The organism is Psychroserpens sp. (genome assembly GCF_036960315.1).
GTDB lineage: Bacteria > Bacteroidota > Bacteroidia > Flavobacteriales > Flavobacteriaceae > Psychroserpens.
The window spans coordinates 96,966-109,565 of sequence record NZ_JBALVR010000003.1 but is presented as its reverse complement, the minus strand read 5'-3'; the positions used below and the strand labels follow the sequence as shown (position 1 = coordinate 109,565).

Here is a 12,600-nt window from a genome sequence, read left to right as displayed (position 1 = left end):
TAACGTCTCTAAGTCGTCGTTCGCAGTATGTGATGTGTTGATAATTTTAGTTAAAGCTTTCATGGTGGATTGATTTTTTTGATTGATGAATTAATATAGGATTATCTATATCGTCTTTTCTGATTCCAAGTGTGAATTCTTGATTCAGCTGTTGTGTTCGTTAATTGGTTGTTGTCTAAAGTTCTCATGATATTTGATTTTTTTGATTGATGATTTGAAATAGATCTGATTATCTATATCTTCTTTTTTTATTCCAAGTATAAATTTTTGATTCTGTCGATGTACCTGTTAATTGATTGTTGTTTAAAGTTCTCATAATAAATGGTTTTAATGGTTATGTTATACTATAGAGACGACAGATAAACTAAAATGTTACAGTACTTTGTATTGCACAGTAGTAATTTAACAGTTTTTAACACAAAAGGGTAAGAATTACTTTTCATATGTTTTTAACAATATGACTTAGAAACTCTTATAAAAGCTTAGTTTTGCAAGAATCGTCAGTTTGAAGTTATTAATTTATGTCTGGAACCCTAGAAGTAACAACCAAAAATAAAAACAAAAAGCGTCTTTATGATTATCAAATTGCTGATCTTAATCGCATTTTTGATGTTTTTGAAGCTGCTCCAGATAATTATAATTTGTTGTACCAATTACCAACAGGAGGAGGTAAAACGGTTATTTTTTCTGAAATCGTAAGACAATATATAAAGAAGCATCAGAAGAAGGTGGTCATCTTGACTCATCGTATAGAATTGTGCAAACAAACCTCTAAAGTACTTCATGGTTTTGGTGTAAATAATAAGATTATAAATAGTAAGGTAAAAGAATTACCAGATCAAGACCAATACAAATGTTTTGTTGCTATGGTTGAGACACTTAACAATAGACTCAATGATGGCAAACTTAATTTAGAAGATATTGGCTTGGTTATTATTGATGAAGCACATTATAATTCGTTTAGAAAACTATTTAAGTTTTTCGAAAATTGTTTTATTCTTGGTGTGACAGCCACTCCTTTAAGTAGCAATATAAAGTTGCCAATGAAGGATAATTATAAGAAGTTGATTGTTGGTGATAATATTTCAACACTTATTAAAAATGGTTTTTTAGCTTCAGCTGAAATTTACAATTATGATGTTTCCCTAAATACCCTTAAAATTGGAATCAATGGTGATTATACTGTAAAGTCTTCCGAAGCATTATATACTAATGCAGCAATGCAAGGCAAGCTCTTGTTTGCTTATGAAGAATTATCTAAAGGTAAAAAGACTCTGATTTTTAATAATGGTATCAATACATCAAAAGAAGTTTACTATACTTTTAAACGAGCAGGATATGATGTTCGTCATTTGGACAATACGTCTTCAAAGCAAGAACGTAAAGAGATTTTAAAATGGTTTAAAAGTACACCAGGCAGTATCCTAACTTCTGTAAGTATTTTAACTACAGGTTTTGATGAGCCTTCGGTAGAATCTATTATCCTAAATAGGGCGACACGTTCATTGACGCTATATTTTCAGATGATTGGTAGAGGCTCGAGAATTCATCGAGACAAAACCAAGTTTACGGTTATAGATTTAGGGAATAACGCAGTGCGTTTCGGTCCTTGGAGCCAGCCAGCAGATTGGCAACATATTTTCAAAAACCCTGATTTCTATTTGGAAAACCTTAGAAATGATGAGGATATTGAGCGTGAGTTTATTTATAATATGCCAGAATCTTTGCGAAAACGCTTCAAGAAAAACCCTAATGACGATTTCGATATCAAAGCGGAATATAAAAAGGTTATTCGGGATGGTAAAAAATCGATGCAAGCGATAGAGAATAGTATAGCTCAACATTCAAAATTGGTCATTGCTAATAGTGAAGACGTCTTTGAAGCAAGAGATCTCGCAAAGTTATTACATGATGATATTTGCTACCGCATCAAGCAGTACTGCTATTGTATCATGAATAGTACAAAAAACTATAAAGACTGGTTACTTGGAGAGTACATACGTAAGTTGCGACTTAGTTTTAACGGAAAGTTTTAACGAAAAATTAAAATTTTTACGTTTTAAAGTCGTTACTTTTAACGTTAGGTATGGTTTTTGAAACAACCCTACTAAAAAAAATGTGATGAAGAAGCACCTGATTTTTTTTATTCTTGCCCTATGCACTTGCTCTCTGTTTGCTCAACCTGATAAAAACGAGAAGAAGTCTATAAAAATTCCTGCAATAGAAAGTAAGGAGAAAGATTCTACACCTCGATTAATTATAAAGCCAGACTCAAAAATTGGTATTACAAAACCCAAAAAAAATATTGCTGGAATCCCAACTGAAAGTGAGGTTTCTTTAAAAAAACCGGAAAAGGAATTTTCAATGGTTCATGACAACGGCTTGCGAAATCCAGGTGAACTTTTTGAACAACGTTTCAATAAAATAGCCGTTGAACAAGGTCTTCAGATTGAAACCATGTCTGATGTTTTTCTAGGTGATATAAAAAGTAATGGGGCTTTTGTTAGAATAGTTTGTCGCGACCATGAATATCCTGATGGTGATTTGGTTCGTGTATTTGTTAATGATGAGCTTATTATCCCAAGTTTATTGCTAACTTCAGGTTATAAAGGGTTTAATGTCCCACTTAATATTGGTGCTAATAAAATTGTATTTCTTGCTCTAAACCAAGGGGATTCTGGACCAAATACGGCTCAGTTTCTTGTTTATAATGACAAAGGTGAACTCGTCTCTTCTAAAAAATGGAACCTTCTAACTGGTGTGAAAGCCACTGTTAATGTGATAAAAGATAAAAACCCTATTCTCGAAAAAACTGAAGCAGAAAAAGAAGGGAATTAATTATAAGTTCTGCAAATCTCTTGATAGGCTGTTAAATAATTTCGCTTTGGCTTTTAAGAATTTATTCTGAAGTGCTATAGATTTCAATTGTGAATCAATTAAACTCTTCTCTCGTGAATTGATTAAAAATAATGAGCTTTCACCAAAACTAAATTTGCGTTCTTCTGCTTTTAATAGTGTTGTGTAATCTGTCACGATTTCATCAATAAGCTTATTTTGAGTTTCAAACGATTCTAATTCTCTGTATATAGCCAGTACTTTATTTTGAATACTGATTTTGGCATTATCAATTTCAAACTGTAAATCCTGAAGCTTGGCTTTAGCCAACTTCAAATCACCACGTTCTTTTCTAAGAAACAAGGGGAAGGCTATACTAAAACCGCCTTTGTATTGATTACTATTAAAGGACCTTGCAATATCTGGATCTTCCGTTAAGAAGTTATACTGCACGTCAACTTTAGGTAAGAGCTTATTTACTTTTAAACGCTTGTCAACTTCTAAACCATTGTATTTAAATCCGAGCGACCGGAGTTTCGGATGGTTTTCTAAGACAAAATCTGTTAGAGGAAGCCCTGAAATCTCTAAGACATCATCAACTGTATTTTCTATAAAGGCATCTGGTAAGACATTCGATTGTAATTCAACAGGAATGTTATCATTAAGCCATAAAAATGTAGAAAGTTCTAATGAAGCCTTCATCCGTTTTACCTTGGCTTGTTCCAGTCCTAATGCACGATTCTTAACTGTAATTCCAGCTTCTACAGAATCGATTGCAGCTTTATCACCATTTTCGACACTGCGCTTTACACCTTGAAATCTAGTTTTAGCATTAGTTAGAAAACGCTCGTAAATTTTGGTTTCATTATGGGCTTGTAACCAATTAAAATAGGCACGAGAAGCATCAAACAATATCTGGTTAATTAGGATTTCTCTATCTGCTTTGGTTTGTTCCTTAAAAAACTTGGCTTTCTTTAAGTCTGCCATTCGTTTATTTATAAATAAGCCTTGACCTAATGACGCTGAGATTCCAGCACTATAAAGACCGTCATCTGGAACAGAATTCTGTGGATTTAAAAAGACACCGTCATTTTGTTCAAAGTTTCCCTTGAGTTCAATACCATACCAAGTCGGGATTTTAAATGTGGCATTAAGTTGGTCGAAATACTCTAAGTTTTTAAATTTTTTACGTTCATTATTAACTTCAACTTTTGGGTCGAAACCACCTCTAGCTTTCATGAGATTTGCTTGCCCAATTTGTAAAGACAGATCGGCTTGCTTAGCAATAGGATGGTATGTCTTGACATAGCCTAAATATTCGCTAAAACTTAAGACAATAGAGTCTTGCTCTTGAGCAAAAGAAAATGACATAATGAAAACAAATAGTATGTTTATATATCTATTCATGGCTTGTCTTATTTTTTATCAGGTTGAGTTGATGCACCTTCAGGTTGATAATAATTAGGAGGGAAGCCATTAAGCTTTCTCCAAAGTTCGAACCAAATAGGCACATCTTCTAATAAGGCAATTGTTTTAGCTCCAGAGCCAACGCGTATCGCATCTGGCCATGGATGGTCTGCCTCATCAGGAACAAGAAGTACTCTGAATTTTCCATTAGGACTTATAAAGCGCTCTATAGCAACGACTTTGGCGCCATAAGTTCCATAGGAAATATTAGGCCAACCACTAAAAATGATTGCTGGCCAGCCATCAAACTGAACACGCACTTTTTCGTCTTTATGTACTAATGGCAAGTCTATAGGGTCTACAAACATTTCAATGGCTATATCATAATTTGAAGGCATGATGCCAACTAATTCTTCTCCTTCTTTGAAGGTTTCGCCAATGCCGCCTTTAATAGCTTTATTTATAAAACCATCTTGAGGCGCTTTAATATAATACATGTCATTACGCATTTCATAGCTTGTAAAATCACTTTCCAATTTTGTTACTTGAGCTTCAGCATCAAATTGATTTGACTTTGCCGTAAATTTATTACTCTGTGCTTTTGAAATTTTATCAGTATACTCAGCTTGTACACGATTAATCTCTAGCATTGCATTAATGACTTGATTTTTTGCTGCGAGGTATTTGTTCTCTTGAGAAATTAGTTTCGCTTGAGCTTTTTGAAATTTTGAACGTTTCTCTTCTAATTGTGTGAGCGATTTCAAACCTTCTTCATACAGTTTTTGCGTTGCTCCAATTTGTCTTTCAGCAATCCCTAAATTAATTTTTACTGCCTCGAAATCTATACTATCACTTTTAACTTTAAGCTTTGATTGCAATAGTTTGTTTTGGGCTTGTTCTAATTTTAATTTTCGCTCAGTAGTTATTGCTCCAATTTGATTATTTAGTGCATTAACTTTTGAGTCATAAGAATCAACAGAAGCTTCTTTCGCCTTTATTTGTTGACCTGTACGATTGACAAGATTAGGATCGAAATATTTATTTTTTATTTCAGAAATGAACAAAATAGTATCACCTTTCTTAACTTCATCACCTTCTCTAACAAACCATTTTTCAATACGTCCTGGAATAGGAGATTGTATGGTTTGAGGTCTTTGCTCGGGAGTTAAAGTTGTAATTCTACCAGGACTATTGATGTTTTGAGTCCAGGGTAAAAACATGATAATAACAACCAGAATTGCAAAGGCAATGAGAAAGCGATTAAATTGCTTAAAGTGCCTTTTATGAAAGACTTTTTGCACCGATTTATAAGATGATAAGTCTACTGTTTTGTTGAGTTTATTATTAGAAATATTAAGCATATTCTTTAATGTTTAAACAATTTTACCTTCTTCTAAATTGATAATCCTAGTGCAACTATTTTTCCAATCCATATTGTAGCTTACGACTACTAATGCCCAAGGATTATTCTTATCTGTCAAGAATTCCATGATGCTCTTTGCGTCATTAACTTCAAATTGATCTAATGGATCTTTAAGCAATAATAGTTTTGGTTTCTTTAAAATACTTCTGGCTAAAACTATCTTTTTGGATACCGTTGAAGATAGTCTCTGTCCTTCAGGATATAAGATTGTTCTTAAACCGTTTGGTTGTGTCTTTACGAAATCTACTAATCCTGTTTTTTCTAGAACCCAATTGATGTCTTCCTGAGTAATAGAATCATTCCCAAACGTTAGATTGTCCCTGATGGTTCCTTCAAAAGGTGATTCTTCAGGTAATGATTGTCCGACCAAGGCTCTGTATTCATTTAGTTTAATTCCGCTAAGTGAAATATTATTGATATAAACACTCCCATGAGTTGGCGCATTAATCCCTGCAATTATCTTTAATAAAGTCGCCTTACCAGAACCATGAGAGCCATGTACTAGAATCCTATCTTTAGGATCTATCGTTAAGGAAATATCATCTAAAATTGGACTCGGTTTGCCAGGAACGATATAGCTTACTTTATTAAGTTCAATTTTGATATCTCTAACATCAGTGCCGACATTATCACCTTCTTGAGATTCTAATTCTTTATCAACCACTTGCCCTAATTTTTCAATAGAGGTTAATACATCGTAAAATGATTCTAATCCAAGAATTAGTTTTTCTACAGAACTAATGACCAAAAGAATAATGATTTCCGCAGCGACAAATTGACCAATATTCATTTGCTGACTTAGGACTAAAAACCCTCCGATAACTAAAAGACCTGCAGTGACTAAGATTTTAAAACCGATGAGTTTTATAAATTGTTGAACAAGAACCTTAAAGTGACTTTCTCGGGCATCAAGGTAGCCTGATACGAGTTGGTCATTTTTATTAAGTGCTAAGTTCGTTCGTCCTGATAGTTTAAAGCTTAAGATACAACGCGCCACTTCTTGCAACCAGTGTGCAACTTTATATTTTTGCTTTGACTCATCTAGGCTTGTATCTAAACCTCTTTGTGCCGAAAATTTAAAGACCACATAAATAAGGAGTAGAAGTAAAATACCGTAAACGATAAAAAATGGATGATAGAAGGATAAAAGCATTAATCCAAAAATAATTTGAAGTAAAGCAGCTGGGAAATCAATCAAAATTTTTGATAATCCTTTTTGAACAGTCAACGTGTCAAAGAAGCGGTTCGCTAATTCTGGCGGATAATAATGACGTAATTCGCTCATTTTTATCTTCGGAAAACGATAAGCAAATTCAAAAGATGACCTTGTAAATATTTTTTGTTGAACATTTTCAATGATTCGCATTTGCATGAGTTGTAATACGCCAGCAAACGCAACACCAATGGTTACTAAGACAACTAGTACAATCCATGAACTACTGATTTGAGCACCTTGAATTAGGTTGATTATAGCTTGAATTCCTAGTGGAAGTGAAAGGTTAACCAAACCTGCAAATATCGCATAGTAAAACACCTGCTTAATATCTTTTCGGTCTAATTTTAATAAACCTATTAAGCGTTGCCATGAGGTTAATATTGTTTTTGTCATTTGTTAGTGCTTAAGACGTTAAATACTAAATGATTAAAATAATCTGAAGGTTGCGTTTTATCATTACAATCGGTTAGTGATTTGAAATGATCTTTTAAAAAGTGCTGATGCAGAGCGCCTTCCAAAACAGAGCTTGCTAGGCTATGTGGAAATTTATAGTCGCTATTAACGTCTTTAATCATATCGTGTAATCTATTTACTAAACGCTTGTATATTGCAAAATATCCATCTTTGTTTTCTTCGTCTACTTCCTTTGTTAAGTACGATTTTGAATATTCATTAATGACGACCCTATTTAAGGTGACTTCATCAATGTGAGCAAACGTAGAATCAGACTCAATAGTTTTAGTTAATATGTTGATAGCCTTTTCTAGTTTTTCATTTGAATTTGACATGTTTGTGGTAGAGAATACTAATTGATATTCTAACCAAGTCCAATACCAAGATGTTAAATAGAGTAGTAGCTTATGTTTACTGTCAAAGTAGCGATAAATTGAACTTTCGTTTGAACCTATAAGGGTTCCTAGCTTTTTAAATGTAAAACTGTCAAAGCCAATATCATCTATTAATTTGATGCTATACTCAATAATGCGCTTACCAAGATCTGATGATTGCGGATCTTTTAAATAGATTTTATCATTGATATCGATTCTTAAGTTTGAAAGTAAAGTTTTCATGTTGTTAATATTTACTCGCAAATATAATAGTAATACTATTAATTATAAATATTTTTAACATTTATTAACTATATTATTAATTGGATATTGATAAATTCATAGATATGACGTATCTTTGGAGCAATTGGTGTTTTATTCACCATATCAATAAAAACATCCAAAAATAAAGAATGGCAAAGTCGCAACAGACATTTAACAAAAGTGAAAAAGAAAAGAAACGCTTAAAGAAACGCGAAGACAAACGCAAAAAAATGGAAGCTCGTAAGCTTGAAAAAGAAGAAACTGGAGTTGAAAGCATTCCGTTTGCTTACGTAGATCAGTTTGGAAATCTTACGGATACACCTCCAAATCCAGCTGATAAAGTAAAAGTAAAGGCAAAAAATATCGTAATAGGTATTCCTAAAAGAGAAGATTTAGATGAAGAAGAATACGATCCAATTAGAAAAGGGAAAGTATCATTCTTTGACCATTCTAAAGGTTTTGGGTTTATTATCGATACCGAAGATCAAGAAAAATACTTCTGCCACGTGAGTGGTCTAATTGATGAAATTGAAGAAAACGATAAAGTACAATTCGAATTAGAAAAAGGTAATCGAGGTATGAATGCCGTTCGAGTTAAGGTGATTTAAATTTCAATATTGTAACATATATTATTACTTATAGTGCTATCATGCTCAACATGGTCTTATGCGCAAGATTTAGATTGTTCTAATTTTAAAACGGGACATTGTAAATATGTGGACAAGGTTTATGCTGAGCTATTAACTGTTAATACAGATTCTACACAAATTGATTGTATCCACCACTAATGGAAATGACTGCAACTAGTCTTTTAATAGGGTTGTCTAATTGCAAATATGAGTTTGAGTATTACAAAGTTAATGATGCAAAATTTGAAGACAAAATTGGTATAAAATATATCATTGAAGTTAAAGAAGGAAAAGGTGATACTATTAGATGTGCTACTTTTGGTAGAGATAATAAGGTTATTATGTCTGTGCTTAAGATAAAGGATTAATTACTTCTACTACATCTCCCATTTCCAAACCAGTTAAAGTAATAGTCCCAATTCGAATTCTTACCAATCGTAAGGTTGGAAACCCAGCTTGAGCTGTCATTTTACGCACTTGTCTAAATTTACCTTCATTAATGGTTATTGAAATCCATGAGGTTTTTCCATGACGTTCATCACGAATTTTTTTAGCACGTTCAGGGAAATTAGGTGTGTTTTCTAATTTAAATGCTTTGCAAGGTTTAGTCGTGTAGGTTTCACTTTTATGGCTTATTTCAATGCCTTGTTGTAAGTGCTTTAGGGCATCTTCTGTAACATCACCATCCACTTGTACATAATATTCTTTATCCGTTTTAGAACTCGTAATCTCATAACTCACTTTGCCATCGGTTGTCAATAGAAGTAGACCTTCAGAGTCCTTATCTAACCGTCCAATAGCCATTGTGCCTTCTGGAAAATCGTATAATTCTCCTAAGAATTTTTTATTGATTTCGTGTTTGGCGTTGGTTTGAAACTGACTCAAATACCCATAAGGTTTAAAGAGTTTGAAATGGCGATGCTCCATATTAGATGTCACCTTTTAAAATGGAATAGACCAAATCTTTTGTGAGTTGCTTGTCTTTAGCTTTTGAACGAATGGCTTCAAATGACATTCTGAAATCACAACCCGATTTATAAGCACTGCATCCATAGGCTGTTTTACCTCTTATAATGTTTCCGTTTTGACATTTCGGACATTTGACATCATCTGACTTTTTCTCTTCGGAAACTTTAGTAGGTCCTTTTTTTGCTTCTAAAACCAGTTTGAAACTATCATCAAAACGCAGTAAACCTTCTGTTGTTCCAATTTCCGAAGTAAAGCCTTTTAAATTCACTGTTGATCCTTTTTGTAACAAGCGTATGAATTGTTTTTCAGAAATTTTTTTTCCGTAGTTGCTAAAAGGCATTACAAAATCACAACCCGATTTAAATTGACTACAGCCATATGCTGATTTTCCTTGAATTAGATTCCCTTTCTTACATTTCGGGCATGTTTCTGTGGTTATGCTTGCTGTTTTGGTCTGTTTGGGTTTAGATTTAGATTGTCTCTGAGTAATAACTGTAGCTTGTGAAATATTTGCACGCTTGGTTTCACTTCTCACTTCGTATACCAACTCATCAACCATCTTTTTCATATTATTAATGAATTGACTCGCACTATATTCGCCTTTTTCGATATCCTTGAGTTGCTTTTCCCAAAGTCCGGTGAGCTCAGCAGATTTCAATAATTCACTCTGAATCGTATCAATAAGTGCAACACCAGTAACAGTTGGTAATAATTGTTTTTTATTACGTTTGATATACTGACGTTTAAACAATGTTTCAATAATATTGGCTCGAGTCGATGGCCTACCAATCCCATTTTCTTTCATTAAATCCCGAAGTTCATCATCATCTACTTGTTTGCCTGCAGTTTCCATCGCACGTAGGAGCGTAGCCTCGGTAAATTGATTTGGTGGTTTGGTGTGTTTCTCTAAAAAAGAGGGTTCATGTGGCCCTTTTTCACCTTTAATAAAGGTTGGTAATGTGTCTTTTTCAGAAGTACTTGAAGTTTCCTTTTTTCCGAATTTAAACACCACTTTCCATCCGTCTTTTAAAATCTCTTTTCCAGTCGTTTTAAAATTGACATCGTCTGCTTTTCCTATAACGGTTGTATTGGAAACATCGCAATCTGGATAGAATACTGCAATAAAACGTTTGACGATAATATCATAAACTTGCTGCTGATTGTATTGTAGATTGATTTGTATTCCCGTGGGAATAATGGCATGGTGATCTGTTACTTTCTTATCATTAAAGACTTTCGCTGATTTTTTTATTTTTTTACTTAATAGCGGTTGCGTTAATTCAGAATAGTTAGTCAATTTTTGAAGTATACCATGCACTTTCGGATACACATCATTTGGTAAAAACGAAGTATCTACTCTTGGATAAGTGACGACTTTTTGCTCGTATAATTTCTGAACAATTTTTAAAGTTTCATCTGCCGAAAATCCAAATTTCGTATTGCAATACACTTGTAGACCAGTAAGGTCAAACAATTTTGGAGCGTATTCTTTACCTTTCTTTTTGGTAGTAGACACAATTTCAAAATCGTACTCTTTAACTTTATTTGCTAGAACTTCCCCATCTTCCATTTTCAAGAAACGACCTTCTTCATATGCAAATAAGGTATCGCGATACATCGTTTGTAATTCCCAATAGGGTTGAGGCTTAAAGTTTTCAATCTCTTTAAAGCGATTCACTACCATTGCTAGTGTTGGAGTTTGCACACGACCAACAGAAAGTACTTGCTTGTAGCCGCCATGTTTTACTGTATATAGGCGTGTGGCATTCATGCCTAATAGCCAATCTCCAATAGCCCGTGAAAATCCAGCATAGTAGAGATTGTCATAGTCTTCAGAGTCTTTGAGCTTTCCAAAACCCTCCTTAATGGCTTCCGTAGTTAAAGATGAAATCCAAAGGCGTTTCACTTTTCCTTTATAATTAGCTTGATCTAAAACCCAGCGTTGGATGAGTTCTCCTTCTTGACCAGCATCACCACAGTTAATGACAAGCTCTGCTTTATCAAATAGGGATTTTACAATATTGAACTGTTTTTTAATTCCTGAATTGCTAACCACTTTAGTTTTAAATTTTTCAGGAAGCATGGGTAAGTTGTTTAAATCCCAGCTTTTCCAATACGGTTTATAGTCGTTTGGCTCCATGAGTGTACATAAATGTCCGAAAGTATACGTCACCGCATAACCATTACCTTCGTAATAGCCATCACGTTTGGTATTGGCACCAAGGACTTGCGCGATTTCTCGAGCGACACTAGGTTTTTCGGCAATGCAGACTTTCATTTATAAAACAAGTTTTGAGTTCTAAACAGAACTGCAAAATAGGAAATTGTTGTTGTTTTTTGACAGAGATTTATGCAGAGTTATTAACTAAATCTGAATGTTTATTCATGAAATAAATTCCGATAAGTAAAACTAAGAAAGGGATTTCGTTTTGAGTCAAAGTAGATTGTTCTTTAATTTCAGGTTACTGTCGCATAACTGTCATGACTCTGTCATATAGATTTCAAACTCGAAGAAATGTTAATACTTATCTTTGCTGCATATATAATATTAAACGCCTAAAGCATAATGAATCCAAGTACAATTAATTTAAGAGATATAAAAGAAATGAGATTAGAACGCCATTGGTCACAAGATCAACTTGCGGAAATGAGTGGATTAAGTATAAGAACGATTCAACGGATTGAAAATGGAGAAAATGCAGGTTTAGAATCTTTGAAATCTTTGGCAGCTGTTTTTGAAACTAATATAACGGATTCCGATAAGAATGAGGAAATGGAACAGATTAGAAAAGAAGAAGCGTACGTTCAAAATGTTAAAGGTTTTTATAAACTTCTCGCTATTGCAATATTAAGCTTGTTAGTTCCTTTGATTCTTGCTTTTACAGATTCATCCAATTGGATTCTTTTTTTATGGCTGTTACTTTCTTGGGCAATAGTCATAGGAGTCTATTCTCTTAATGTTTTTGATTTTTTTGGAGATGCATGGAAAACAAAGTTGATTAAAAAGAAATTCAAAAAGAAGTAAGGAGG

At 33.5% G+C, this 12,600-nt stretch carries 11 protein-coding genes; 5 read left to right on the top strand and 6 right to left on the bottom strand.

Annotated elements, in window-relative coordinates; genetic code table 11:
- The first annotated feature begins 521 nt into the window (after positions 1 to 521).
- The gene (locus tag V7719_RS06295; RefSeq protein ID WP_335729035.1) at positions 522 to 2,036 is read left to right on the top strand and encodes a DEAD/DEAH box helicase; all 1,515 of its coding nucleotides are present in this window, start codon (positions 522 to 524) and stop codon (positions 2,034 to 2,036) included.
- Positions 2,037 to 2,121: 85 nt separating this feature from the next.
- Positions 2,122 to 2,838, top strand: coding sequence for a hypothetical protein (locus V7719_RS06290; protein WP_335729034.1), 717 nt, complete (start codon positions 2,122 to 2,124; stop codon positions 2,836 to 2,838).
- Here the strand turns inward: V7719_RS06290 and V7719_RS06285 are convergent, their stop codons facing one another.
- Genes V7719_RS06285 through V7719_RS06270 form a run of 4 tightly spaced genes read right to left on the bottom strand, consistent with a single transcriptional unit; the run spans position 2,839 to position 7,951 of the window.
- Positions 2,839 to 4,242, bottom strand: a complete 1,404-nt coding sequence (locus V7719_RS06285) for a TolC family protein (RefSeq protein ID WP_335729033.1) — start codon at positions 4,240 to 4,242, stop codon at positions 2,839 to 2,841.
- Positions 4,243 to 4,250: 8 nt separating this feature from the next.
- Complete coding sequence (locus V7719_RS06280) at positions 4,251 to 5,603, bottom strand: HlyD family secretion protein (RefSeq protein WP_335729032.1); 1,353 nt, start codon at positions 5,601 to 5,603, stop codon at positions 4,251 to 4,253.
- A 12-nt stretch (positions 5,604 to 5,615) separates the two neighbouring features.
- Complete coding sequence (locus V7719_RS06275) at positions 5,616 to 7,274, bottom strand: peptidase domain-containing ABC transporter (RefSeq protein WP_335729031.1); 1,659 nt, start codon at positions 7,272 to 7,274, stop codon at positions 5,616 to 5,618.
- Positions 7,271 to 7,951: a TetR/AcrR family transcriptional regulator gene (locus tag V7719_RS06270; RefSeq protein ID WP_335729030.1), complete on the bottom strand. Its 681-nt coding sequence runs from the start codon at positions 7,949 to 7,951 to the stop codon at positions 7,271 to 7,273. Before V7719_RS06270 ends, V7719_RS06275 begins: the two co-directional genes overlap by 4 nt.
- 170 nt (positions 7,952 to 8,121) lie before the next feature.
- Here V7719_RS06270 and V7719_RS06265 point away from each other — a divergent pair, with 170 nt between their 5' ends.
- A complete protein-coding gene (locus tag V7719_RS06265) occupies positions 8,122 to 8,580 on the top strand; it encodes a cold-shock protein (RefSeq protein ID WP_335729029.1) in 459 nt (152 codons plus the stop codon).
- Between the two features lie 164 nt (positions 8,581 to 8,744).
- Entirely contained in the window at positions 8,745 to 8,969 is a 225-nt protein-coding gene (locus tag V7719_RS06260; protein WP_335729028.1) for a hypothetical protein, read from the top strand.
- On the opposite strand, the gene V7719_RS06255 is transcribed toward V7719_RS06260, so the two are convergent.
- Positions 8,953 to 9,528 (bottom strand): pseudouridine synthase, encoded by a 576-nt coding sequence (locus V7719_RS06255; protein WP_335729027.1) that lies wholly within the window; start codon positions 9,526 to 9,528, stop codon positions 8,953 to 8,955. The genes V7719_RS06260 and V7719_RS06255 overlap by 17 nt on opposite strands.
- A 1-nt stretch (position 9,529) precedes the next feature.
- A complete protein-coding gene (locus V7719_RS06250; RefSeq protein ID WP_335729026.1) occupies positions 9,530 to 11,848 on the bottom strand; it encodes a type IA DNA topoisomerase in 2,319 nt (772 codons plus the stop codon).
- Positions 11,849 to 12,136: 288 nt separating this feature from the next.
- Here V7719_RS06250 and V7719_RS06245 point away from each other — a divergent pair, with 288 nt between their 5' ends.
- Positions 12,137 to 12,595: a helix-turn-helix domain-containing protein gene (locus V7719_RS06245; RefSeq protein ID WP_335729025.1), complete on the top strand. Its 459-nt coding sequence runs from the start codon at positions 12,137 to 12,139 to the stop codon at positions 12,593 to 12,595.
- Positions 12,596 to 12,600: the final 5 nt, after the last annotated feature.